The following is a 24,760-nucleotide window of genomic DNA, read 5'->3' as shown; positions in this document are numbered from 1 at the left end:
CGAGAGAGTCAACACCGAATGGTGACATTCGTCAATGGCAACGTTAAGGCGTGTCGCGCATCGAGCCGCCAGCCCGACCGGTTGCACCGCGGTTGACGTGGTCGCCGACGCAGGCGATGAACGCCTGTGCCGCAGCCGATCTGAGCGACTCGGCCGGAGCGACGAGATTGACCTGCCGATAAAGCTGCGTCTCGGCAACCGGACGCAGCACCAGCGTCCGGTCGTCGCCCACCCGCGACGCGGCGACGGACTCCGGCAGCAGAGCGACTCCGAGATCCCTTCTGACGAAATGAATTACCTCGTCGACACGGGTTACTTCGAACGCCACCCGCCGCGGCACGCCGGCGAATCCGCGGTCGGTCTCGTGGCGCAGGCCGTAGCCCGGCGGGAAATCGATGAACGGCAGCGACGCGAGATCTTCGAGGCGCACCGCGTCTCCGGTGGCCAATCGGTGGTCCGCAGGCAGCACAGCGACAAGGGATTCGACGAACAGTTCGGTGAATGTCAGCCGCCCTGCCGTCGACGGCAGATTGGAACCGACAATCGCGACGTCGAGTTTGCGCTCGCGGACCGCGTCGATCAGCAGATCGCTGCCGCCACTACGCAACGTGACAGCAACCTCGGGGTATCGGGTGTGGAAGGTGGCCATCAGCGCCGCGACGTCGAGGCTTTCCGACGGCACCTCCATCATCCCGACCGTGAGCCGGCCCGCGATGGTGCCGCTGATCGCCTGCGCATCGAACTTGATCCGCTCGATGCCGGCGAGCACCTGGCGCATTAACGGCAGTAGCACCTCGCCCGCCGGCGTCGGTGAAACCTTCCGCGTAGTGCGTTCGAACAACGCGACACCCAGCTCGTCCTCGAGTTTGCGGAGCTGCTGGCTCAGCGCCGACTGCACGACGTATTCGTTGACGGCAGCCTTGGTGAAGCTCTGGGCGTCGGCTAATGCGACGGCGTATCGCAGCTGCTGAAGGTTCACAGTCATTCACTTTCGATGATGAATCGCATCATATCTATGCGTTGGACTGAGAAGTGTGGCAGAGCCAGAATCGTCGGATGCCCTTGTCACCGGTTCGGGTATCCGCGCGGCCGTCGGGCCGGCCGGACACCAACGACTGCTCCGACCTGGAGGTCCGCGAGGCCGTCACCGCTGAGTTGGCCGCCCTGCCGTTCCTCGGCGAGGTGACCTGCTCGACCTCCTCCGTCGTCGCGGGAGCAACCGAAGAGTTGGTCTTCACCTATACCGTCGGCCAATCCGGGATTGCCGACAGCGGTTGGCTGAAGCTCTGCTTTCGCTTCTATTCCGACTGGGACTTGCAGACCACCGACCCCCAAGCCCGCGACTTCGCGTCGGCGCGGCTGCTCTCCCGTTCCCTGGTGGGTGGCGCGTCGGAAAGCTCAGCGGCCACGGCGCGACAGCTCACGATCCGGTACGACGTCAAGGGCGGTGAGCGTCCGTTCCAGAAGGCGCTGCTGATTCACGTCGTTGACGGGTACCTCCGTCCGGGCGACACCGTCGAAATACGTTTGGGGGACCGCCGATTTGGCGGCCCAGGGACTCGAGTGCAGACGTTCGTCGAGGACGAGTTCGAATTCCATCTGTTCGTCGACCCGCTGGGGACGTCGCGGATGGCTCGCGCCGCAGTGTCGCGGCTGGCGATAGTCCCGGGTCCACCGGAACGTCTTGCGGTCCAGGGTCCGCGGCTGGTGCGGTCTGACTCGGCTACCGCCGACATCCGACTGCACCTGCAGGATCAGTGGGGCAACGCATGCCGCGACGTCAATGCCTCCGCACAGGCTCGGGTGGGCGAAACCACCGTTGCTTCAGTCGATTTCCCGAGCGAGGGATGGGCCGCCGTCACCATGACGGTTCCGGCCGAGTATCGCTGCATCGACGTCGGCGCACACGCCGCGTCCCACGCGATCGGCGACGAGAAATGCTACCTCGATCAGATAGACGACTTCCCCTCTCCGCGAGCGTTATTCGCTGACCTGCACGTGCATTCCAACGACACGGTGGGTACCCAGGACACCCCGTCGAACCTGAGCTACGGACGAGATGTCGGGGCATTGGACGTCATCGGCTACACAGCCAACGACTTCCAGATCACCGACGACGTCTGGGCCGACGTCGTCACGGCCTGCCGCGACATCAACGAAGACGGCAGACTGGTCTGCTATCCCGGCGTGGAATGGTGTGGAACCGCCGGCGTCGGTGGCGATCACAACGTCGTTTTCCTGGGGGAGGACACGACCCTCGCGCGTTCGCTCGAATGGCATTCGGGCATGGCGTCTTCGACGCCCGTTCCGCAGACCTGGCCGATCACCCAGCTGTACGCCGCCTACGATAAGGACCCCGATTCGTACCTGCTGATCCCGCATGTCGGTGGACGGCGGGCCGTTCTCGACTGGCATCACCCGCAACTGGAGCGGTTGATCGAGGTGCACTCCGCATGGGGATCCAGCCCGTGGTTCTTCGAGGATGCGATGGCCCGCGGGCTGCGACTCGGTGCCAGTGCCGCAAGCGACGAGCACCGCGGACGGCCCGGCGGCGGCGCCCCCGGCGCGAACATCTTCGGCGGACATGGCGGCCTCACCGGGGTGCTGGCGCCTCAACTCACCCGCGACAGCGTCGGTCGGTCACTGAGGGGTCGACGGACCTGGGCGACGACCGGCGCGCGGGCAGTGGCATTGCTGCATAGCGGCGACCACTGGATGGGCGACGAGATCAACTGTGATGCAAGCGAGCTCACGGCCGACTATGCGCTGTATGGCACGACGGGCTGGGAAGAGCTCCACGTCTGGGACGCGACGGGGTTGCTGTACCACCGTGACTTCCACGCCGAGACCGGCCTGTCCGACACCCTGGTCCGCATCCGATGGGGCGGCGCGCGGCACAAAGACCGCTACCGCTGGGCAACCTGGACCGGGCGGCTCACGGTCTCAGGCAGCACCGTCGACGATGTCACCCCGTGGGCGGCAACACATCCCGAGCAAGCCTTCACGCGCGACGGCGACAACGTCGCCTGGCGCACTCAGACGTTCGGCAGCGACATCGGTGTCATCATCCGACTCAGCGACCTGGCCGACGCCCACTTGCGGATCAAGGCGAGCGTTGTCGAGGACGGCCTCGATGCCGACCTGTCGGTCAGTGGAGCCGAGTTGCTGTCCACCGGTGGGCGCGAGATCGCCGTCGGCGGGCTCAATCTGACGTTGCGAGTGGAACGCGTCGCCGAACTCGCGGCCCTTCCCATCACCGTGAACGGAATTCTGGTGATCGACCTGCCACCCGCTGACAGTGCCGTTTACCTGCGCGCGCGCCAATGCGACGGGCATCAGGTGTGGACCAGTCCGCTGTTCATCAACCGCACACAGGCCGAATAATGCCGAGAACAATGGTGCCTCGTACGCTCTCACTGGTTGTCGCGTTGGCCGCTGCATTGCTGAGCGGATGTGGGCACGCCGCGACCACCGGCTCCCCCGCGAAAGTCACGCTGCGTCTCGGCTACCTGACGCGGATCACTCACGCGTCGGCGTTGGTCGGGCTTGACCGTGGCCTGTTCGCCAAGAATCTCGGGTCGGGGGTGACGCTTGCCGCACAGCCCTTCGAGCAGGGCACCGCGGAGGCCACTGCGCTGCTGGGCGGTCAGATCGACGCCGCCTACGTCGGTCCCAACCCGGCTTTCAACGCGTGGCAGAAGTCCAGCGGCACGGCCATCAAGATCGTCTCCGGATCGGCAGTGGGTGGAACGTCGTTCGTCGTCAAACCCGAGATCAGATCCGCACAGGACCTACGCGGCAAGACGGTCGCCGACCCGGCGCTAGGCGGCAATCACGATGTGCTATTGCGAAGCTGGCTGCAAGACAATGGGTTACATACGAACCCACAGGGCGGCGGCGACGTCTTCATCAAGCCCACCAAGCCGGAGTCGGCGATTCTGCAGGAGTTCAACGCCAATCAGATTGCCGGTGCGGTGGAGTCGGCGCCGTACGACGTGCAGATGATCAAAGCGGGCGGTGTGAAACTGTGGCCGGCCCCCGGAACGATCACTGTCTTGGTGGTGCGGCAAGACTTCCTCGCCGCACACCCTGAAGCAGTCTCCGGGCTGCTACGTGGACAGGTGGAAGCCGACCAGCTCATCCACGACGACCCGACCGCGGCAAAGCAAGCCGCCAATGCCACACTCACCAAGAACCTCGGCAAGGGTCTAGACGCCGACGTGCTGGATGCCTCGTTTCAAGAGACCACCTTCACCAACGACCCCGGCATCGCATCGCTGAACGACCTTGTCCGCAAATCGGTCTCGGTCGGATTGCTCAAACCGCTGAGTCTCGACGGACTGTTCGATCCGGTCCCACTCAACGACGTGTTGAAATCCATCGGCAGGCCTCAGGTGAAGACATGACCAGCACCACGAATACATCTGAGCGCGCAACCTCGCAGAAACCGTTCGTAGAAGACGTAATTCGACTCTCGGCGGTGTCGAAGACCTACGGTCGCGGCGGCTCAGCAGTTCCGGCGTTGACCGAGGTGTCGATCAGCGTCCGCAAGGGCGAGTTCGTCTGCTTCGTCGGCGCGTCGGGCTGCGGCAAGAGCACACTGCTGTCGCTGGTCGCCGGACTCGATCGACCCAGTTCCGGGGAGGTCGTCACCGGAGACCAACGGGTAGCCTTCATGTTTCAGGAGCCGGCGCTCTTCCCGTGGTTGACCGCGGCGGGAAACATCGAGCTGGCGTTGCGAGCCCGCAAGATACCCAAGGCGCAGCGGCGTATTCGGGCGGCCGAGCTGCTCGACATCGTCGGGCTGACGAGCTTTGCCGCTGCTCGGCCGCATCAGCTGTCGGGCGGCATGCGCCAACGCGTCGCGCTCGCACGCGCGCTGGCGCAAGACGCCGACGTCCTGTTGATGGACGAACCGTTTGGCGCGCTCGACGCGATCACCCGCAACTCGTTGCATGTCGAGCTCGAACGGATCGTCGCCGAGAGCGGCTTGACGGTCTTGTTCGTCACGCACAACGTCGACGAGGCCGTGCGCCTGGCCGACCGCGTTGTGCTGCTGAGCAATCGACCGGGCCGAATCATCGCTGAGCACGCCGTCGAATTGCCGCGTCCCCGACGTATCGACAGCGCGCAGGTGTCGACTCTGGCGGCGGCGATCACGGCCGGCCTCGAGGTGCGGGAGGCGCGCGATGGTGGCTAGCCAGGTGCACACCGACCAAGAAGGCGAGGCGCCCGGTTCGGTGAAATCCGCTGCCCGGCAGCGGGTCCGATCGCTGTGGGCACCCGGGATAGGACTGCTGGTCGTACTCGCGTTCTGGCAGGCGGTGTACCTCAGCGGCTGGAAGCCGTCGTTTGTGCTGCCCAGCCCGGCCACCACCCTCACCAACCTTTGGACTCAAGCGCGCCAGCCGCTGCTGTGGCAGGCCATCGAAACCACAATGGGCCGAGCCGTTTACGGGTTTGCGCTGGCGGTCGTGATCGGCCTCGCGGTCGGCATCGTGATCTCCAGAAACCGGATCGTGCGCGCCGCCTTCGGCCCGATCATCACCGGCATGCAGACGATGCCGGCCATCGCGTGGTTCCCGTTCGCGATCATCTTCTTCGGCCTCACCACGTCCGCGATTCTGTTCGTCATCGTGATCGGCACGGCACCTGCGATTGCGATCGCCGTCATCGCCGGCAGCGACAACATCCCGACGTTGTTGCGTCGCGCCGCGAAGATGATGGGACTCAAGGGATTCGCCCTCTACCGGCATCTCATCTTGCCGGCGTCACTCCCTGTCTTCGTGACCGGCCTCAAACAGGGCTGGGCCTTCGCCTGGCGCAGCCTGATGTCGGGGGAGTTGGTCGTCATCGTGACCAACACCGCATCCATCGGCGTGCTCCTCGAAAACGCGCAGAACCTGTCCGACATGCCCGCCGCCATCGCGACCATGATCGTCATCCTGGCGCTCGGGATCGTCATCGACGGGCTCTTCTCTCTGTTGGACAACGAGGTTCGCCGCCGTCGCGGCCTCGTCGCCGCCGACGAAACGTGACGGCCGGGCCTCGGCCCTTGCGGTTATGGGCATTCGGCGACGCGCACGTGGGCACCGACAAGGCATACGGCAGAAGCAGCCTGGCCGAAGCGATTTCGCAGTCAGAATTCGGTGGCACCGAGGGCGGCCTACCGTTCGAGTGGGATATCGCCATCGACGTCGGCGATATGTCCGGCTCTCATCACAGCCTGCCGGATGACACCGAAGGTGAGGAAGTCGTCAAGCAGCTCGGGGCGCTGCGGACCCACCGGCGCGAAGACATCTACAGCGTGTGTGGGAATCACGACCGCAGCGGACTGGCCGAGCCCGAGGCGTGGTGGTGGCAGAAGTGGATCGATCCGCTCGGACAGCACACCGGATACTCCGGAGTTGACTCCGGCGCCCGGCCCTACCCGGTCGAGGGCAGCTGGGAGCGATACAGCTTCCGGGTCGGCAACCTGCTCTTCCTGATGATGAGCGACCGCAACGAGCCCACGCAGCAGGTCGGCCGCGGAACGCTCGGCGGAAACCCGGGCGGCGTGGTCAGCGGTGAGACATTCAACTGGTGGAGGTCGATGGTCGACGACAATCCGGATGCGGTCATCGTGTCGGTACACCATTACGTGCTGAAGGACACCACCGTGGCGTCCGGCGAGTGGGAAGGCATCCGCCGTTCGGCCACGGGCGAACTGTTGGAGCACTATCACCGGCCGTTCGAGCGGGGCACCCCGAATGGCGCCTCATACCTGTATTGGGTGGACAGCAAACCCGATTCGGCGGCGTTCGAATCCTTCCTGGCGGCCCGCCCGGGCCGGGTGGCGCTCTGGCTTGCCGGCCACACGCACACCCATCCGGAGGACTCCTTCGGTGGTAAGACGCACATCGAACAGCGTTGGGGCACCTGGTTTCTCAACGTCGCGTCGCTGAGTCGCCACCATATGCCGATCACGACGCTGCCGATCAGCCGTCTGCTCACGTTCGAGCCCGGCAGCAACGAGGTTCGGGTGCAGTGCTACCTGCACACCAGCCAATACGCTCCGCAAGGCTGGTACGAGAAGGCAGAGAAGACGCTGGCGCTGGACCGGCCGTTTCATTGGTAAGGACGCGAGCTGGAATATAGCTGACCGGTCGTCTGTTAATAGGGCCATGCCACGACCAGCCAACCCTGAGGTTCGCAAGCGACTGCTCGCCGCGGGCCTCGATCTCATCCACGCACAGGGCTTCGCGGCCAGCGGCGTCAAGGAAATCACCGACGCGGCCGGCGTGCCGAAGGGCTCGTTCTACGCGTACTTCCCGAGCAAAGAGGCTCTCGCCGCAGCAATTCTCAGAGCGTATTGGGCCGACATCGAGACCCGCCTCGTCCCGATCCTCGAGGGCGACGGGTCGCCGCAGCAGCGGATCACGGCGTTCTTTCACGCGCTCGCCGACGACCACGAGGCCGGCGACTTTCTGCTCGGCTGCTTGATCGGCAACCTGTCGCTCGAACTCAGTAGCACCAGCGAGCCCGTGCGCGCCGAGCTGATCAACATCGTGGAACGCTGGGGCAACGCGTTGGCAGAATGCTTGCGGTCCGGCCGCCGCCGGCGCGGTGTCGATGCCGAGGACGTTGCCTCCCGATTGATCGAGGCCTGGGAAGGGGCGGCGCTTCGGGGCAAGATGATCCGCAGCCGGAGTCCCTACGACCGGTTCGAAGCCGACACCATCCCTGCGCTGCTGCGCTGAGCACCGGCCGGGAATGGAGCGCCGGCAGCGAGCGTTAACTAGACGACTGGTCATCTATAAATGAGAAAGAGGCCAAGACCATGACATCAATCGACGACCTGAGTCGCGTCACGTTCGACTTGAATAACGTCACCAGCAGGATGCCGGCTTTGGGATTCGGGACGTCGTTGTCCGATCGCTCGAAGACGCGAGACGCCGTCAAGGCCGCGGTCAAAGTCGGTTTCCGACACCTCGACGCCGCCGAACGGTATCGCAACGAGGCCGACGTGGGCGCCGCGATCGCGGAGCTCTTCGCCGACGGAACCGTCCGCCGCGACGAGTTGTTCGTCACCACCAAGTTGTGGAACAACAACCATCGCCCCGAACGGGTCAAGCCGGCGCTGCAGGCCAGCCTCAACCGGCTCGGGCTCGACACCGTCGACCTGTATCTGGTGCACACCCCGTTCGCCTTCCAACCCGGCGACGACCAGGATCCGCGTGACGTGCACGGTGCCGTCATCTACGACGACGGCGTCACGCTGGAGGAAACCTGGGAGGCGATGGAAAGTCTTGTCGACGAAGGGCTTACCGGCGCGATCGGACTGTCGGACATCGACGTCGAGGGCGCCAAGCGGATCGCCCACACCGCCAGGATCAAGCCGGCGGTGGTCGAGGTCGAGTCGCATCCATACCACCCACAGTGGGAAATTCACCAGCTGCGCGAGACGGACGGGATCGTCCTTCTGGCGTTCGCGTCGCTTGGCCACGCGCTCGAGCCGCGACTGCTCGACGACCCGCTGATCGTCTCGATCGCCCAGCGGATGGGAAAGACGCCCGCGCAAGTGCTGTTGGCGTGGGGCATTCAACGCGGCAGCGCGGTCTTGACGGGTTCGGTCAATCCCGCGCGCATCCGCGAGAATTTCGACGTGACCGCGATTCCCGAAAGCGCGATCGAAGACATCAACGAGCGTCTTGAGACTCGCGTCCGGTTCAATTCCGTTGTCGAGGGCGGGGAGCCGGGATTCGCCGAGGTGCCCGCGGGCAGTTGACGGTTAGTCCGTGGACGTCGAGATCGCCTCGACGACATCTTCCGCCGACAGGATTGCGGTCGCATAGTTGGGGATGTTGACTTCCAGGGCCGCGTGCATCTCGACGTCGGAGTAGCTGGCCGTCGCATCTTTGACCACGGTGACCTCGTAGCCCAGTTCGGCTCCGAAGCGAACGGTCGCCTCGAGGCAGGTGTGGGCGATCAGCCCGATCATGATGAGTTGATGGACGCCCTGCCGCTTGAGCAGAACGTCCAAATCGGTATTCGCGAATCCGCTTGAGCACCAATGCTCCTGGGCGACAACGTCTCCGGGCTGCGGTTCGAACTCGCTGCGCAGCTGTGCGCCCCAGGACCCGAATTCGAAGGTTTTGCGAGACCACGCCGCCTTCTGGATCGGGGCGATGTACTTCCAGTCTTCGTAGTCGCCGGGCCGATACCGGTGATGTAGCGCGTAGAAGACCTGGATGCCCGCGTCGCGCGCGGCCTGCAGCACCTGGCTCATGTTTCTGACGCACCCGTTGGCTTCGGCAACCCCTTTGAGGCGGTCCCATACCTTGCCACCCTCGGAGATGAAGTCGTTGTATGGATCGATCACGACGAGACCCGTGATGCTTCTGCGGTATTCCACGCGGTCAACTCTGCTCCACCGCCGAGCCCGACACCACTGTTTACATATGGGGTGTCATATGTAACATTTGCAGGATGGTCGTGCAGGCGAGGAAGCCGCGGGTCGGCGTCATCGGCGCCGGTCCCGGCGGGATCGCGATGGGCATCCAGCTGACGCATGGCGGTTACGACTTCACGATCTTCGAGCGCGGCGACGGCTTCGGGGGGACTTGGCGCAACAACACCTATCCGGGTGCGGCCTGCGATGTGCCGTCACATTTCTACTCGTTTTCGTTCGCGCTCAACCCGTACTGGAGCAAGACCTTCGCCAACCAGCCCGAAATCCTCGAGTACCTGGAGAAGGTCGCCGCCGACCACCAACTCGGGCCACATCTGCACGCGAACACCACGGTGAGCGCGGCCCGGTGGTCGGACACCGACGCGCGATGGACGATCGAAACCGAGCGGGGGGAGCGGTACGAGCTCGACGTCCTGGTCAGCGCGGTCGGCATGCTCGACATTCCCAACGTCCCTGCGATCCCGGGGCGAGAGCTGTTCGGCGGGAGAGTATTTCACTCGTCGCAGTGGGATCATTCGAAATCGACCGCGGGCGAACGGGTTGCGTCGATCGGGACGGGTGCCAGCGCGGTCCAGTACGTTCCCGAGATCGCCGCGCAGACCGAGCATCTGACCATCTTTCAGCGCACCCCGATCTGGGTGGCCCCGCGGTTCGACGATCCGTTCACGCCCGAGCAGCAGGCGTTGTTCGCCAGTGATCCCGCCGAAGCGCTAAAGGTTCGGGACGCGGCTTTTGAGCAGTACGAGGCGGCCGACTTCGGCGTCGACTCCGACATGACCAAGATGCTGACCGACATGTCGTACGGATACCTGATGAAAAAGGTCAAGGACCCGGAATTGCGATCAAAGTTGTTGCCCGACTACCCCGTCGGCTGCAAGCGGCCGCTGCAGTCCAAGACGTGGTTTCCGGTCTTCGCGCTGCCGAACGTCACGTTGGAGACCTCACCGATACTGTCCTTCACCGAACGCGGTCTGCGCACCGCCGACGGTGTGGAACACCGGGTGGACACGGTGATCTTCGGGACCGGATTCAAGGCCGCCGACTACTTGAGCAGTCTCGATGTCTACGGCAGCGGTGGCCGGCGACTGCACGACGAATGGTCGGACGGTGCCGAGGCGTATCTGGGCACCGTGGTGCCGGGCTACCCCAACCTGTTCACGTTGTACGGACCGAACACCAACGGGATCACCTCGATGATCTACATCCTGGAAGCGCAGGCCGAGTTTGTCCGTCGCCTGCTCGACACGATGACCCGGGAAGCCATCGGGGCGGTCGACATCAAACGCGGACCGCACGACGAGTTCAACGCCGAGATCCAGCGGGCCCTGGACACCACCGTCTGGGCGGCCAACTGCAGCAACTACTTTCGTCATCCCAGCGGCAAGATGGTGACGCAGTATCCGTATAGCGGAGCGATGTTCGCGCAACGTCTCGCCGCCGTCGGCTTGGATCTGTTCGACACCTACCCGAAGGCTGGTAACGCATGAACGGCGTTCATCACACCGCGATCGTGACCACCGACGTCGAGCATTCGCTGCGGTTCTGGCGGGACGGCCTGGGCCTCGCGATCCTGTTCGATCACGTCTTCACCGGCGACTGGCCAAGCCTTTTCGATGCCAGCACAGACACGCTGCGGTCGGTCTTTCTCGGCGACCCCGGCGCACCCGACACCGGCATCATCGAACTCGTGGTGTTCGACCACGCTGCACCCGCACGCGAACCGACGCATGGTCCGGCAGCGGGTTTCTTCCTGGTCTCGTTGAACCGCGACGTCGAACCGGCGCTTCGCCGGCTGGCGGATGCCGGATTCGCCGACGGCATACGCCAGATCGCGGTCCCCGCGCCGCAGGGAAAGCACGTTCAGATGGCGGTGATCACAGCACCGGACGGTGTCCGCGTGGAGCTGATCGGCCCGGCGCGGTGAGCGCCATCGTGACCGGTGGCGCGTCCGGCATCGGCGCTGCCGCGGCCGACCGGTTGAGGCAAGCCGGACACACCGTCCTCACGTGGGATCTGCGCGGCGGGGACATCGCGTGTGACATCAGTGATCCCGACGCGGTGGCCGCGGCGCTTGAGCAAACGGTGGCAACGGCCGGCGTGCCGGACCGTCTCGTCGCCTGCGCCGCGATAGGCGCATCCGGCATGCTGCTCGCGCAGGATCCCGCCGACTGGAAACGCGTCGTCGACGTCAACCTCACCGGAACGTGGTTGACCATGCGGGCGGTGGCGCAATCGATGATCGACAACGGCGGCGGCGGATCCATCGTCGCGGTGTCGAGCATCAGCGGCACCGTCGCCGACCGCGACATGGGCGCCTACTGCGTATCCAAAGCCGGTGTCGACATGCTTGTCCGGGTGGCGGCCAGCGAATGGGGCCCGCATGCGATTCGGGTCAATGCGGTGGGACCGGGTGTCACCCGAACACCCATGCTCGCCGGCGCCGAGCAACTTCCGGGTTGGCTGGACGGCCTGAGCCGGCGGACGGCCCTCGGCCGGGTAGGGGAGGCCGACGATGTCGCCGAGGCCATCGTCGCCGTCCTCGAAATGACTTGGGTCACTGGACAAACCGTACTGGCCGACGGTGGTCTGGCGTTGCACAGCCCGATCGACACCTACGGGCAGATTCAGAAGTTGCAGGCCAAGCGAAGGAATGGCTGATCGCCCGACGACGTTGTGCCCCGCATGCCAGCTGGAGTCCTGCTCATCCCACGTCCCGGTGCAGCCAACCTCGTCGACGACGTCATCGGCCAGGCAAGACGAGCTCACGAGCTCGGCGTAACGAAGGTGTGGCTGGCGCAACAAATGAACTACGACGCCATCTCGCTGGCAGCGCTTGTCGGGACTGCCGTACCCGGGCTCGGTGTCGGCACGTCGGTGGTCCCGATCAACCCGCGCCATCCGCTGATCGTCGCCCAGTTGGCGCAGACGGCGCAGGCGGCCACCCACGGCAACTTCAGCCTGGGCCTCGGGCTGGGTGCGCGCCTCGTCGAACGTCCCGCGTTCGGCGGTGACTGGCCACACGTCATCACCCGCCTGCGTGAACACTTGACGATCCTGCGTTCGGTCATCGATACCGGAAGCGTCGACTTTCACGGGAGCGAGATCAGTGCGAGCCCGACGTGGCCGGTGCAGGTCGCGGGCGGCACCCCTGTCCCGATTTACGTAGCGGCGATGGGCCCCAAAGCATTGCGCGTCACCGGTGAGCTTGCTGACGGAACCATTCCCTATCTCGCGGGCCCGCGGACCATCGGCGAGTTCATCGTGCCGACCATCAACAAAGCCGCGGCCGAAGCGGGCCGTCCGGTGCCGCGTGTCATCACGGCCGTGCCAGTCGTGTTGTCCGCGGAGGTCGAGAGCGCCCGGGCGGTCGCCGCGGAGCACCTGGGCTTCTACGCGTCAATCCCGTCATATCGCAACGTGATAGCTCGAGAAGGTGTCGACGATATCGCCGAACTTGCCGCTGTCGGCCCGGAGGAAGCCGTTGCGCGACAACTGGCTTCGTATCTGGATGCGGGTGCCACCGAGTTAACCCTCAGTCCGCTGGAGCGGACCGATTCGGCCGATCGCGAGGCGTTGTGGAGGCTGGCCGCGGCTCTGTAAGAGGTTACTGCCGAATTACTTGCCGTGGAACGCTAAAAGCGCATCTCCGGGAGCAACGGACGACGGTGACGCCATTGCGGCACCCGCGCCGAAGATCGTCGCGCCAGTGGCAAGCACCGAGAAAGCGATCGACATGAATGACCGCTTCGCCTCCACCCGGCTGTTCGCCGTGGACGAGCTGTCAACTTTTACTGCCATGACGTTGAGATTAGGCGCTAAAGGTAAAGAATCTCTGTCTGAACTCGGTGAATTCGTCGACGAATCTTAAGACTGTAATTGCCGGGCAATCGCCTTCTTGTCGACCTTGCCGACCGGGGTGGTCGGCAGCGACGTCATCGCGTTGAGCACATCGGGTCGCGCATGCCGGGCCACGCCACGCCGGTCGAGATAGGTGTTCAGCTCCGTGAGCGTCACCGGCTCTCCGGAGAAAACGACTGCCGCGCAGACCTTCTCGCCGAGATAGGCATCCGGCAGCGCCACCGCGGCCGCCGCCGAAATCGCGGGGTGAGTGCGCAGATGCTCTTCGAGGTCGGCCGCGGGAATGGTCTCGCCACCGCGATGAATGACGTCCTTCACCCGCCCGGTGACCTCTATGTTTCCATCGGCGTGCCGCCGGACCAGGTCGCCGGTGCGATAGAACCCGTTCGGGTCGAAGGAGGTCGCGTTGGCTTCGTCGGCACGGAAGTACCCGTTGAACGTGTATGGGCCACGGACCAGCAATTCGCCCTCGGTACCAGCGGTGACGGGTTCGCCCGCATCGTCGACGATGCGCAGTTCGTCGCCCTCACACAGCGGACGTCCCTGCGTGTGGTCGACAACCTCTGGCGGGTCGCCGGGGCGGGTGTAGTTCAGCAATCCCTCGGCCATCCCGAACACCTGCTGCAGGCCCGGCGTCAGGGTTTCTCGGACTCGTTGAGCGTCACCGGCTTCCAGCTTGGCACCGCCAACTTGCAACAGCCGCAACGAGGTTGGCACCTGCGGCTCCCACTCGGTGGCCTGGGCCCAGAGGTTGGCCAGCGCCGGCACCAATGCGGTGACGGTCACGCCGTGACGTGCGATGGCGCCGAACGCCGATTCCGGGCTCGGGTTGGCGAGAAATACCGTGGCCGCGCCGACCGAGATGGCGCCGAGCAGCCCGGGACAGGCCAGGGGGAAATTGTGTGCGGCCGGTAGTGCGGCCAGGTAGACGTCGTCGCTGCTGAACTCGCATAGCGCTGCGCTGGCGGTGGCGTTGTAGACGTAGTCGTCGTGGGTGCGGGGGATGAGCTTCGGTGTGCCCGTGGTGCCACCGGAGACTAGAAGCAACGCGGGGGATTCGGGATCTGGTCGATGGTCCGGTTTTCGGGCTGCACTGGCGCTTACCTGCGACCAGGCGACAAATGGTCCGGGTTCGCCGTCGACGACGACGCGACGCAGCCCGGAGTGGTCGCGCGCGAGTTGTTCAGCCATCGGGCGGTAGTCGAAACCGCTTGCGGTGTCGGGGATTATCAACGCGGCCGCTTCGCTGACGGCGGCGAAGTGCCCCAACTCGGCCGCTCGGTGGCCGGTCAGACACATCACCGGGATCGCGCCGGCGCGCAGCAGCGCGAAGAGCGCCACCGCGAACTGGCAGCTGTTCGGCAGCTGTAGCAGCACCCGGTCACCGGCATCGATACCGAGTTCGGCCAGCCCCGCCGCGGCCCGGTCGGCGCGTTCGTCGAGTTGCCCGAAGGTCAGCCGTTCGGACCCGTCGGCGTCGACCACCGCCGTGTTCGTCGGCCAGCGCTGGGCGGCCCCGGACAGCAGCGAGTCGACGGTCCGGCCCGCCCAATAGCCGGCGGCCCGGTAGGCCGCCGCACGGTCGGGCGGGAACGGGACAAAGCCTTCGAGCATCCCTTGCCTCCATCCCCGCCCGGCGCGCCGCTTGCCTAGAAGCTAAGCAGCCCCGTGAACAAATCGGGGACGGCGCTCGTCACAGCCTCGGACGCGCCCGCGGTCGCCGACTCCGTCGCCAGCGAGCCGAACGCGTCGATGAACTGCGAGGTCCACGTCGTGTACAGCTCGTCGAGGAAGCTGCCCGCGTTGATCAGTCCCGGGAAGATGTTCTCGACACCGTTGACTGGGTTCACGCCCGCGTCGTAACCATTGACGATCGCGTTCAACACGTCGGAGCCCAGGTTGTTCAGATCTGTCATGGCCAGGGTGCTGTCGCCGGCCGTCATCGCGGCATTGATGTTGTCCAGGTCGGTGGATAACGCGAAGAAGCCGCTGATCTCGGGAGACAGCACGGTCTCCGCCAGCCCCTTGAGTTCGTTGTAGTTGCCGAACGCCTCTAGGAGGTTGGTCTGAATCTGCGACAGCTCGACGGGAATCGACAGCGTCGTCACTCCCTTGCTGGTCTCGTCGAGCAGGGGAGAGAGCAACGGCTTGAGGGTGTGGTCCAGCAGCTCGAGCGAATACGCGTTGAAGTCGCTGAAGAGCTGCTCGCTGCCATTGGGGGTGGTCGAGATGTTCGCGAAATCGTTCGAAAGCGTGGCGATCAGGCTGCCGGTCTCGGTGGTGCCGTTCGGCCCGACGACCGGTTCCCCGCCGAAGATCCCGAAGACGAAGCCGTCGTCGCCGCCGTACCAGCCGCCGAACAGCGCGTTGTTGACACCGGTGTCGAAGCCGGTCAGAGCGGTGCTGATTTGGGTGCTGAAGGCATCCGAGACGTTTCCGAGCGCGGTCGACAGCTCGGTGCTCGCCGTGGTGCCTTCGGCTTGCAGGGTCGCCAGGTTGGCCTGGGTGTCGGACAGGAACGTCGTCCAGTCGACTTCGCCCGAGGCCAGCTTCACGTTGTAGTGCTGGACAGGGACTCCGGCGGTCGGCGCGTTGATCGCGAACAGGCCTGCGCCTGCGACCGCGAGGCCGGCGATCATCAGCCGGCTCATGTGGGCCGTCGAGTTGGAGGGGACAGCTAGACGCACGCGCATCTCCTTAAGTGAAGATAAGTGGTGTCGAGTCATAACCAGGCGGAACGCGACGCTACCTGAGGTTTACCTGAGTCACAATAGGGTTGCCTAACCTCAATTAGGGCATCCTTTGTCGCCGCTGACGGGGTGCAAATAACCGCTGGTCGAATCGTCGGTCCGGATGCACCGCGGGACAGAATGTGGTCGGCGTCACGTCGCGCAGCGCCTGCGGGGTCGGGATTTTGCGCCGGTAGCGTTCGCAGGTACCCAGCCACTAAAGTAGCCAGCAATTTAGGCTAGCCTCCACTAACTGACAAAGGGGTGGGTGTGACGACTGGCGGGGCCGGGGCTTCCATTGCTGGCAGCCCTAACGACGTGCGGGCCGAGGTCGCCGAATTGCTCGGCGTGAGCGTCGATTCCGTCGACCCCGCCGGCAGCCTCGTCAGCCAGGGCCTCGACTCGATCAGGATGATGTCGCTGGCCGGCAAGTGGCGTCGTCGAGGGGTCGACGTCGACTTCGCCGCGCTGGTGGCCGAACCCACCATCGAGGCGTGGTCGCTGCTCGTCGAGGCTGCACCCGCCGCATCGGAGCCCGACGCGCGGGCCACGCCGCGCGTTCCGTCGGACGACGCATTTCCGCTCGCCCCGATGCAGCACGCCATGTGGGTCGGCCGCCACGACAGTCAGCCGCTCGGCGGAGTTGCCGGGCACCTCTACGTCGAATTCGACTCCTGCGCAATCGATCCCGACCGGTTACGCCAGGCCGCTACCGCGTTGGCCGCGCGTCATCCGATGCTGCGGGTTCAATTCGGTACCGACGGGAATCAGCGCATCGGCGCGCTGGCCGATTTTCCGGTGACCGTGCACGACTTCCGTGACCTCGCCGACGATGTCGTCGGGCAGCGGCTGCTCGCGCTTCGCGAGACCAAGTCGCACCAACAGCTCGACGGGCAGGTATTCGAACTCACCCTCTCGCTGCTGCCCGGCGAAACATCGCGCCTGCACGTCGATTTGGACATGCAAGCCGCCGACGCGATGAGCTACCGGACCCTGATGGCGGACTTGGCGGCACTGTACCGGGGGCGGCAACTCGCCGACTTGGGCTTCACCTACCCGGAGTACCGAAGTGAGATCGTGCGCCGGGAGGCCGGGCCGCGGCCAGCCTACGACGCCGACCGGGACTGGTGGCTGCAGCGCATACCCGAGCTTCCCGACCCGCCACGACTGCCATCGGGCAATAGAAAAAGCTTGTCGCGCAACAGCACTCGGCGTTGGCAATGGTTGGACCCACAGACCCGCGATGCGCTGTTCGCGCACGCCCGTGCACACGGCGTCACTCCCGCGATGATGTTCGCGGCCGCGTTCTCGCATACTTTGGCATGCTGGTCGAGCGCTTCGCGATTTCTGCTGAACGTCCCGCTGTTCGGCCGCGAGGCCATCCATCCCGATGTCGACAGCCTGGTCGGCGACTTCACCTCTTCGCTGCTACTCGACATCGACCTGACGGATGCGGCCGATGCGGCGTCGCGAGCACACGCCGTACAGGACGCCATGCGAACCGCCGCCGCGCATGCGGCCTACCCAGGTCTGTCGGTACTGCGTGACCTCGGCCGCCACCGGGGCACGCCGGTACTCGCCCCGGTGGTATTCACCAGCGCTCTCGGGCTCGGCGAGTTGTTCAGCCGTGACGTGACCGAGGCCTTCGGCACGCCCGGTTGGATCATCTCGCAGGGTCCGCAGGTTTCGCTGGATGCTCAGGTCACCGAATTCGACGGCGGCGTCATGGTGAATTGGGATGTCCGCGAGGACGTCTTCCCGGCCGGCGTGATCGACGCGATGTTCGCCCACCACATCCACGAACTCCAGCGACTGGCCTCCGACGCCGATGCGTGGACTCGACCGGACCCGCCGGCGCTGCCCGCCGATCAGCGCGCGGTGCGCGACAAGCTCAACGGCCGCAGCGCCGCTCCTAGTACTGAGCTGCTGCACGACGGCTTCTTTCAGCGCGCGCGGCAGCAGCCTGACGCGCCCGCCGTTCTCGCCAGCTCCGGAAACCTGACCTACGGCCAGCTCCGGCAGCAGGCGCTGGCTGTCGGTGCGGCGTTGCGTGACAACGGAATCGGCGTCGGCGACACGGTCGCGATAATGGGGCCCAAGTCCGCCGAACAGGTACCCGCAGTCCTGGGGATCCTCGCGGCGGGTGCGGTCTACCTGCCGATCAGCCTCGACCAGCCCCCCGACCGCGCCGACCGCATCCTGCGGGCCGGCCACGTGAAGCTGGCCCTGGTGTGTGGCGAGCAACAATTCTCGTTGCCGGTGCCCGCGCTGACGGTCACCGATCTGTTGAACGACGATCCCGCGGATTTCGAGCCTGTCGGTGGCGATCCCGCTGCGCTGGCCTACGTCTTGTTCACCTCCGGCTCGACCGGCGAGCCCAAGGGTGTCGAGGTCAGCCACGACGCGTCGATGAACACCGTGGAATTCATCGGCAGACATTTCGACATCGGGCCTGCCGATCGTTGTCTGGCGCTGTCCACCCTCGAGGGCGACATCTCGGTGATGGACGTTTTCGTCACCCTGCGGACCGGCGGGTCGATCGTGGTGGTCGACGAGGCCCAACGTCGCGACCCCGACGCCTGGGCGCGGTTGATCGAGACTCACCGCGTCACGGTGTTGCACTTCATGCCCGGCTGGCTGGAGATGCTGGTCGAGGTGGGCGCCGGCCGGCTGTCGTCGGTGCGGGTAGTGCCGACCGGTGGTGACTGGGTGCGGCCCGAGGTCGTTCGCAGGCTACGCGCCGACGCACCCGCGCTCCGGTTCGCCGGGCTGGGCGGCGCCACCGAAACCGCCACGCACAACACCATTTTCGAGGTCGGCGAGCTAGCTGAGCTCCCGCCCGAGCTGACCGCGCTGCCGTTCGGCATACCGCTTGCCAACAACGTCTGCCGCGTGGTCAACGACCGCGGCGACGACTGCCCCGACTGGGTGGCGGGTGAATTGTGGATATCCGGACGCGGTGTCGCGCGCGGATACCGCGGCCGACCCGACCTCACCGCCGAGCGTTTCGTCGAGTACGACGGCCGGACGTGGTACCGCACCGGCGATCTGGTCAGATACTGGCCGGACGGGGTGCTGGAATTCGTCGGCCGCGCCGACCACCGCGTGAAAATCAGCGGCTACCGAGTCGAAATTGGCGAAGTCGAAGTTGCCCTGCGTCAACTCCCCGGCGTCGCAACCGCGGTCGCCGCGGTGGTGACGACTGGCGGTGGCGCCGAGCTGCTGGCCGCGGCCGTTCATGCCGACCACCCGCGGCTCACCGCCGATCGCGTGCGGCTGGCGATGGCCGAACTCGTGCCGGCCCACATGATTCCGCAACACATTTCCTTGGTCGATCACGTGCCGTTCACGCTTGCCGGAAAGATCGACCGACGCGTCGTGACCGCACAGTTGGCTGCTGCGGCGGCCGAATCGTCGGCACCCCAACACCGCGCCCCGACAACTCCGGTGCAATCCGCGGTCGCGGCGATCGTCGGCGACGTCCTCGGTGCGGACGCCGTCGGTGTCGACGACGACTTCTTCGCCCTCGGCGGGGACTCGGTGCTGGCGACCCAAACCGTCGCGCGGCTTCGGGCCTGGCTCGACACCCCCGACATCGCCGTGGCCGACATCTTCGCCACTCGAACGGTTTCCGCGCTGGCGGATACGCTCCTCCGCCGCGAAACCGACCCGGACCGCCTCGAGCAGGTCGCCGAACTGTACTTGGAGGTCGTCGGCATGGAAGCCGGTCATGTGGTGGCGGCGATCGCTGGAAACGAATCGGCGCCATGATTTTCGACAACCTGACATCGGTGCAGAAAAAGGAGTTCCCGTCCTGGATCAAGCGATTCCCGGGCGGGGGCGTGGGGGCGCGCGGCGCCACAGTGGTGTTCCCGCACGCCGGCGGTGCGGCCACCGGCTACCGGAAGCTCGCGACTGCGCTGGCGGCCGGCGGCGGTGACACCTACATCGTTCAGTATCCGCAACGCGCGGAACGTCTCAACGAGCCCGCGCCGCGGACAGTGCAGGATCTCGCCCGCAGCTTGTTCGTCGCAGGCCCATGGCGTCAGGCGGCGCCGCTGCGGTTGTTCGGTCACAGCATGGGCGCTGTCGTCGCCTTCGAATTCGCCAGGATCGCGGAATCCCGTGGCGTGGCGGTCGAACGGCTGTGGGCCTCGGCGGCGCCGGCGCCCTGCGCGGTCGAGGCCAAGCCCGATCTGCCGACGAGTCACGACGACCTGCTGGTCGATATGACGGAATTCGGTGGGACGGACGCCGAGCTGCTGGCCGACCCGGAATTCGCCGAGCTGCTGGTGACCGCGATGCGCGCCGATTATGCCGCGATCAACCGCTACGCCTGCAGCCCCGATATCCAGATTGCCGCGGACATCTCAGGATTGGGGGCTCACGGCGACCCCCGGGTCGACGCGGGAGAACTGGAACTTTGGGAAAGCCACACCGCCGGGTCCTTTAGCCTCGACTGGTACGACGGCGGTCACTTCTACCTCGACGACCACATCGACGATGTGGCTGCGCGGGTGAATGCCGGTGGCTGAGGACAGGTCTTCGGCTACCCGGGATCCGGTGGTGGTGGTCGGCATGGCGCTGGAGGCGCCCGGTGACATCGACACCGCTGCCGCGTATTGGGATTTGTTGTCCGAGGGTCGTGAAGCGCTGACCTCGTTCCCCGTCGACCGCGGCTGGTCGGTCCGCGAGCTGTTCGCCGGCTCGAGACGGAGCGGATTCAAGGAGATCCACGACCGCGGCGGATTCCTCAGCGGTGCAACGATGTTCGACCCCGAGTTTTTCGGGATCTCACCGCGGGAAGCGGTCGCGATGGACCCTCAGCAACGTATTGCGCTGCGGGTGGCGTGGCGGGCGTTGGAGAACAGCGGCATCAATCCCGACGACCTGGCCGGCCACGACACGGGCTGCTATATCGGGGCGTCCGCCACCGGCTACGGGCCGCAAATGGCCGAATTCTCCGAATACAGCGGCCATCTGCTCGCCGGTACCGCCCTGAGCGTGATCTCCGGCCGCCTCGCGTACACGCTCGGGTCGACCGGTCCGGCGGTGACGATCGACTCGTCCTGTGCGTCGGCGCTGGTGGCTTTTCACGCGGCGGTGCGCGCGCTGCAGAACGGCGACTGCGCCCTGGCGCTGGCCGGAGGGGTCAACGTGTTGGGTTCGCCGGGATTCTTCGTCGAATTCTCCAAACAACACGCGCTGTCCGACGACGGGCACTGCCGCGCCTACAGCGCGCAGGCCAGCGGGACCGTCTGGGCGGAGGGAGCGGCAGTCTTTGTGCTGCAACGTAAGTCCGCGGCACTGCGCGACGGGCGGCCGATCCTCGCTGAAATCCTCGGCAGCGCGATCAACCACGACGGCCGCAGCGCGGGCCTGAGCGCCCCGAGCGCGGCGGCACAAGTCAGCTTGTACCGCCGCGCGATCGCCGAGGCGGGAATCCGCCCCGATGACGTCGGCATGGTCGAAGGGCACGGCACCGGCACCCGACTGGGCGACCGCACCGAACTGCAGTCGTTGGCACAGACCTACGGCGACACCGAATCCGAGACCGGAGCACTGCTGGGCTCGGTGAAGTCGAATCTCGGTCACGCCCTGGCCGCCAGCGGCGCGCTGGGCCTGGCCAAGATTCTGGTGTCCGCAGAACACCAAGCCATCCCCTCGACATTGCACGCCGATGAAGCCAGCACCGAAATCGACTGGGAGAAACAGGGTCTACGTCTTGCAACGACACTGACGCCCTGGCCGGCCGTCGACGGACAACGGGTCGCGGCCACGTCGGCGTTCGGGATCGCCGGCACCAACGCGCACGTCATCGTCTCAGTTCCCGAGGTTGCCTGATGCTGGCCCAACCGCTGCCCGACGGCCGCGTCCCGATCTTGCTCTCGGCGCATGACGAGCGGTTGATCGCCCAGGACGCTTCGGCCATCCTCGATTACCTGGACCGGCTTGGCGGAGACCACGATCCGACCGTCGAGGTCGCATCCACCTTGCTCCGGTTGCGGCGCGTACGACGCCACCGCGCCGTGGTGCGGGCCGCCGATCGCGGCGAGCTGATCGCTGCCTTGTCGGCGTTGGCCCACGACGACAACCATCCGCTGGTGGCGCGGTCATCGAAAAGCGTTGCGCCGTGCGTGGCTTTCGTCTTCCCGGGGCAGGGCAACCAGTGGCAGTCGATGGGAGCGGCGGCCTACCGGCTGCTGGCCGCATATCGCGCCGAGGCCGACCAGTGCGCGGAGGCATTCGTCGCGGCCGGATACCCGTCACCGCTGCCATACCTGCAGGGCGACGCGGAGCGGGATTGGTCGCGAGTCGAGATTCAGGGCGCGCAGTTCACCCACGCGGTAAGCCTGGCGACGCAATGGAAGTTCTCGGGCGTGTTACCGGCCATCACCGTCGGCCACAGCCTCGGTGAGATCGCGGCGGCCTGTGTGGCCGAGAAGATTTCGCTGGCCGACGGGGCCGCTCTGGTTGGTGCCCGCGCCAGCGTGGTCGCACGGCTGACCGGTCACTACGCGATGGTGGTGCTCGGTATCGGCGTCGACGAGGCGCAGGCGATCATCGCCGAAACACCCGGCTGGCTGGAGGTATCCGCGGTCAACGGTCCTTCGGCGACCGTGGTGTCGGGGGAGCGCGACGCGGTGGTCGCGGTGACCGAGCTGGCCCGGGCGCGCGGTATGTTCGCTCAACAATTGACCGTGGACTACCCCGGCCACACCAGCGCGCTACGCCCGTTAGGGGCCGAACTGGTCAAACTGCAGCCCCGATCGGAGTTCCGCGACGGCGGAAAAGTGTTCATCGGCGCGGCCATCGGGGCCGAGGTCGGCAGCGACGTCAACTTCTCGCGGTACTGGTACGAAAGTCTTTGCAGCACAGTACGATTTGACCGTGCTGTGATCGCGGCGCAAAAGTGCGGGGCCGAGGCGTTCATCGAAATGTCGGCGCATCCGTCACTGCTCTACCCGCTCAACGAGCTGATCGACGACGAGTCGGCGGTGATCGTCGGTTCGGGCCATCGTGACGGACCGATCACCGACGTGCTGTCGGCGAATATCGCTGCGGTCGCGATCGCCGATCCGGGCTATGCATGGGCCGATGCGATGCCGGCGCAGCGTGCATCACCGCTGCGCGGATTCCCGAACGCGCCGATGCGGGCGGTACACCTCTGGGCCGCGCCTGATCCCGTCACCGACACACTCACCGACACGGCGTCCCCGCTGACCGTCGCAGTCGAGGACTGGCTGCCCGCGGAGATGCCGGCACCGGCTGCGCCGACGCAGACTGCCATTGCGATCGTCGGCGACAGCGACGGCCAACTCAACGCGGCCGCCGCAATCCACCGCGGATATCAAGTGGTGTCGCCGCGAGAGGCGGAAATCGTTGCGGTGGTGGCACCTACGCTCTACGAACTCGACGCGACCGACGCCGTCGCGCAGATCGCCGAAAGGACCGACGCGGGGCTGCCCGACTACGACGCGGTCATCGGACCGCGATGCCAAGTCGTCTGGCTGCTCACCGCCGGCGGCGAACGCGTGATCGGGGACGACGCGACGCGGCCCGCCCAGGCGGCACTGGCCGCCATGCACCGCAGCATCGGCTTCGAATTCGGCGACCAGGCGTTCGGCACCCTCGACCTTCCGGCGAGCGGCATCGACCCCGACACCGCGGCCGCCGCTCTGGACGTCTTGCTCGGCGATGCCGGTGCCATGGCGCTGCGCAACGGCGAACACAACGAAGCCCGCCGCTACATCCGGACGTTGCGTGAAGACCCCCAACCCGCACCCACCCGACCGCTCGATGCGGCCACGCTGGACAACGTGGTGGTCACCGGCGGTAACGGAGCCATCGGCCTGCGCTATGCCCGGCACTGCATCGAGCGCGGCGCCCGCAGAGTGGTCCTATTGAGCCGCAATGGCGTTGAGCCTGAGACGTTGCGGACGTTGATCGGACGTCATCACGCCGAGGTGCTCGCTCCGCGCTGCGACATCACCGAGCGCGTCGCGGTCGCAGCCGTCGCGGCCGAATTCGCGGAGGCCGGGGCCTCGTTGGTGATCCATGCCGCGGGAATCGCGGCGGTATCGGAGCGCGCCGAACTGAGCGGTTCGGACGTCGCAGGTGTATGCGCCGCGAAAGTTTCCGGCCTGGCCGCGATGGCCGACGTATGGCCCCTGCAGCCGGAATGCCGAATTCTCGCCTGCTCATCGGTTTTCGGTGTCTGGGGCGGCCACGGTCATGCCGCTTATGCGGCCTCCAACCGGATCCTGGACGCGCTTGCCGCTCAGCTGCGCGCCACCGGGTTGGACTGCACCGCCATTCGATGGGGTTTGTGGCAGGACGCCGGCGTTGTCACGTCGGCGGAAATCGCCCGCACCGAACGCTCCGGCCTCGTCGCGATGCGGGCCGAACCGGCGATGGCCGCGAGCCTCGGGCGATACGCCGGTGACCCCCTGATTTTTGATGCGGACTTGCATCGGCTGCGGGTTTTCTTCGAAAGCCAGGGGATCGCGATGCGGTCGGGTCGATCGACAGCGCGTCGCCCAGTTGCAACGTCGCGGCGAGTTCGGCGTGCACGAACTCAGCCAGCGACCGCCCGCTTAAATCGTTGTGCGGCAACGTGTCGTCGTGCTCGTCGGGCTGACCGAACCGCATCGCGATCCCCTGGCTTTCGAAGAAAACCCGCAGCCGATGCAAGTCCGCATCAAAAATCAGGGGGTCACCG

20 protein-coding genes are annotated in these 24,760 nt (G+C 66.0%); 16 read left to right on the top strand and 4 right to left on the bottom strand.

Annotation, left to right across the window (positions count from 1 at the left end; all coding sequences use genetic code 11):
- Window positions 1–43: 43 nt before the first annotated feature.
- Entirely contained in the window at window positions 44–985 is a 942-nt protein-coding gene (locus tag A5658_RS00855) for a LysR family transcriptional regulator (protein WP_231997161.1), read from the bottom strand.
- 71 nt (window positions 986–1,056) lie between these two features.
- On the opposite strand from A5658_RS00855, the gene A5658_RS00850 reads away from it, so the two are divergent.
- The 7 genes from A5658_RS00850 (at window position 1,057) to A5658_RS00820 (ending at window position 8,767) form a co-directional block, all read left to right on the top strand.
- Window positions 1,057–3,384: a hypothetical protein gene (locus A5658_RS00850; RefSeq protein ID WP_067329753.1), complete on the top strand. Its 2,328-nt coding sequence runs from the start codon at window positions 1,057–1,059 to the stop codon at window positions 3,382–3,384.
- A gap of 11 nt (window positions 3,385–3,395) precedes the next feature.
- Window positions 3,396–4,406, top strand: coding sequence for an ABC transporter substrate-binding protein (locus A5658_RS00845; RefSeq protein WP_231997160.1), 1,011 nt, complete (start codon window positions 3,396–3,398; stop codon window positions 4,404–4,406).
- A gap of 59 nt (window positions 4,407–4,465) precedes the next feature.
- Entirely contained in the window at window positions 4,466–5,200 is a 735-nt protein-coding gene (locus tag A5658_RS00840) for an ABC transporter ATP-binding protein (protein ID WP_067330002.1), read from the top strand.
- On the top strand, window positions 5,190–6,038 hold the full coding sequence (locus A5658_RS00835) for an ABC transporter permease (RefSeq protein WP_082992851.1): 849 nt from the start codon (window positions 5,190–5,192) through the stop codon (window positions 6,036–6,038). Before A5658_RS00840 ends, A5658_RS00835 begins: the two co-directional genes overlap by 11 nt.
- Before the next feature lie 47 nt (window positions 6,039–6,085).
- Window positions 6,086–7,117 (top strand): hypothetical protein, encoded by a 1,032-nt coding sequence (locus A5658_RS00830; protein WP_231997159.1) that lies wholly within the window; start codon window positions 6,086–6,088, stop codon window positions 7,115–7,117.
- A 46-nt stretch (window positions 7,118–7,163) separates the two neighbouring features.
- Entirely contained in the window at window positions 7,164–7,739 is a 576-nt protein-coding gene (locus tag A5658_RS00825) for a TetR/AcrR family transcriptional regulator (RefSeq protein ID WP_067329744.1), read from the top strand.
- An 80-nt stretch (window positions 7,740–7,819) separates the two neighbouring features.
- Complete coding sequence (locus tag A5658_RS00820; protein ID WP_067329741.1) at window positions 7,820–8,767, top strand: aldo/keto reductase; 948 nt, start codon at window positions 7,820–7,822, stop codon at window positions 8,765–8,767.
- Between the two features lie 3 nt (window positions 8,768–8,770).
- On the opposite strand, the gene A5658_RS00815 is transcribed toward A5658_RS00820, so the two are convergent.
- The gene (locus A5658_RS00815) at window positions 8,771–9,394 is read right to left on the bottom strand and encodes an isochorismatase family cysteine hydrolase (protein WP_067329738.1); all 624 of its coding nucleotides are present in this window, start codon (window positions 9,392–9,394) and stop codon (window positions 8,771–8,773) included.
- Window positions 9,395–9,468: 74 nt separating this feature from the next.
- Here A5658_RS00815 and A5658_RS00810 point away from each other — a divergent pair, with 74 nt between their 5' ends.
- The 5 genes from A5658_RS00810 to A5658_RS27820 all read left to right on the top strand — a co-directional run bounded on the left by A5658_RS00810 (window position 9,469) and on the right by A5658_RS27820 (window position 13,319).
- Window positions 9,469–10,938 (top strand): NAD(P)/FAD-dependent oxidoreductase, encoded by a 1,470-nt coding sequence (locus A5658_RS00810; RefSeq protein WP_067329735.1) that lies wholly within the window; start codon window positions 9,469–9,471, stop codon window positions 10,936–10,938.
- On the top strand, window positions 10,935–11,375 hold the full coding sequence (locus tag A5658_RS00805; RefSeq protein ID WP_067329732.1) for a VOC family protein: 441 nt from the start codon (window positions 10,935–10,937) through the stop codon (window positions 11,373–11,375). Before A5658_RS00810 ends, A5658_RS00805 begins: the two co-directional genes overlap by 4 nt.
- Entirely contained in the window at window positions 11,372–12,109 is a 738-nt protein-coding gene (locus A5658_RS00800; protein ID WP_067329728.1) for an SDR family NAD(P)-dependent oxidoreductase, read from the top strand. Before A5658_RS00805 ends, A5658_RS00800 begins: the two co-directional genes overlap by 4 nt.
- Window positions 12,110–12,133: 24 nt before the next feature.
- Window positions 12,134–13,051, top strand: a complete 918-nt coding sequence (locus tag A5658_RS00795; protein ID WP_067329725.1) for an LLM class F420-dependent oxidoreductase — start codon at window positions 12,134–12,136, stop codon at window positions 13,049–13,051.
- Between the two features lie 106 nt (window positions 13,052–13,157).
- Entirely contained in the window at window positions 13,158–13,319 is a 162-nt protein-coding gene (locus tag A5658_RS27820) for a hypothetical protein (protein WP_156751188.1), read from the top strand.
- Here the strand turns inward: A5658_RS27820 and A5658_RS00790 are convergent.
- Both A5658_RS00790 and A5658_RS00785 read right to left on the bottom strand, forming a co-directional pair.
- The gene (locus tag A5658_RS00790; RefSeq protein ID WP_067329722.1) at window positions 13,316–14,923 is read right to left on the bottom strand and encodes a (2,3-dihydroxybenzoyl)adenylate synthase; all 1,608 of its coding nucleotides are present in this window, start codon (window positions 14,921–14,923) and stop codon (window positions 13,316–13,318) included. The genes A5658_RS27820 and A5658_RS00790 overlap by 4 nt on opposite strands.
- 35 nt (window positions 14,924–14,958) lie before the next feature.
- Window positions 14,959–15,996 carry a hypothetical protein gene (locus A5658_RS00785; RefSeq protein ID WP_156751187.1) on the bottom strand — a complete coding sequence of 346 codons (1,038 nt, stop codon included), beginning with the start codon at window positions 15,994–15,996 and terminating at the stop codon, window positions 14,959–14,961.
- Between the two features lie 312 nt (window positions 15,997–16,308).
- Between A5658_RS00785 and A5658_RS00780 the strand changes: the two genes are divergently transcribed.
- The 4 genes from A5658_RS00780 to mbtD form a co-directional block, all read left to right on the top strand.
- Window positions 16,309–19,809 (top strand): amino acid adenylation domain-containing protein, encoded by a 3,501-nt coding sequence (locus A5658_RS00780; protein ID WP_304442066.1) that lies wholly within the window; start codon window positions 16,309–16,311, stop codon window positions 19,807–19,809.
- The gene (locus A5658_RS00775; RefSeq protein WP_067329716.1) at window positions 19,806–20,573 is read left to right on the top strand and encodes a thioesterase II family protein; all 768 of its coding nucleotides are present in this window, start codon (window positions 19,806–19,808) and stop codon (window positions 20,571–20,573) included. Before A5658_RS00780 ends, A5658_RS00775 begins: the two co-directional genes overlap by 4 nt.
- Complete coding sequence (locus tag A5658_RS00770) at window positions 20,566–21,882, top strand: polyketide synthase (protein ID WP_369830463.1); 1,317 nt, start codon at window positions 20,566–20,568, stop codon at window positions 21,880–21,882. Before A5658_RS00775 ends, A5658_RS00770 begins: the two co-directional genes overlap by 8 nt.
- The coding region (gene mbtD / locus A5658_RS00765) for a mycobactin polyketide synthase MbtD (RefSeq protein ID WP_067329710.1) at window positions 21,882–24,760 on the top strand (2,879 nt) is incomplete at its 3' end. The genes A5658_RS00770 and mbtD, both read left to right, overlap by 1 nt.

It is taken from the genome of Mycobacterium sp. 1245111.1, from assembly GCF_001673405.1.
GTDB lineage: Bacteria > Actinomycetota > Actinomycetes > Mycobacteriales > Mycobacteriaceae > Mycobacterium.
Note: the sequence above shows the minus strand (reverse complement) of the source record. Positions and strands in the feature narration are given on the sequence as shown.

Excerpts from the sequence above, each read along its gene's own strand:
- A5658_RS00795 (WP_067329725.1), top strand. The coding sequence starts at position 12,134 with ATGCCAGCTGGAGTCCTGCTCATCCCACGTCCCGGTGCAGCCAACCTC.
- A5658_RS00810 (WP_067329735.1), top strand. The coding sequence starts at position 9,469 with ATGGTCGTGCAGGCGAGGAAGCCGCGGGTCGGCGTCATCGGCGCCGGT.
- A5658_RS00805 (WP_067329732.1), top strand. The coding sequence starts at position 10,935 with ATGAACGGCGTTCATCACACCGCGATCGTGACCACCGACGTCGAGCAT.
- A5658_RS00790 (WP_067329722.1), bottom strand. The coding sequence starts at position 14,923 with ATGCTCGAAGGCTTTGTCCCGTTCCCGCCCGACCGTGCGGCGGCCTAC.
- A5658_RS00850 (WP_067329753.1), top strand. The coding sequence starts at position 1,057 with ATGCCCTTGTCACCGGTTCGGGTATCCGCGCGGCCGTCGGGCCGGCCG.
- A5658_RS00835 (WP_082992851.1), top strand. The coding sequence starts at position 5,190 with ATGGTGGCTAGCCAGGTGCACACCGACCAAGAAGGCGAGGCGCCCGGT.
- A5658_RS00845 (WP_231997160.1), top strand. The coding sequence starts at position 3,396 with ATGGTGCCTCGTACGCTCTCACTGGTTGTCGCGTTGGCCGCTGCATTG.
- A5658_RS00825 (WP_067329744.1), top strand. The coding sequence starts at position 7,164 with ATGCCACGACCAGCCAACCCTGAGGTTCGCAAGCGACTGCTCGCCGCG.
- A5658_RS00820 (WP_067329741.1), top strand. The coding sequence starts at position 7,820 with ATGACATCAATCGACGACCTGAGTCGCGTCACGTTCGACTTGAATAAC.
- A5658_RS00775 (WP_067329716.1), top strand. The coding sequence starts at position 19,806 with ATGATTTTCGACAACCTGACATCGGTGCAGAAAAAGGAGTTCCCGTCC.
- A5658_RS00855 (WP_231997161.1), bottom strand. The coding sequence starts at position 985 with ATGACTGTGAACCTTCAGCAGCTGCGATACGCCGTCGCATTAGCCGAC.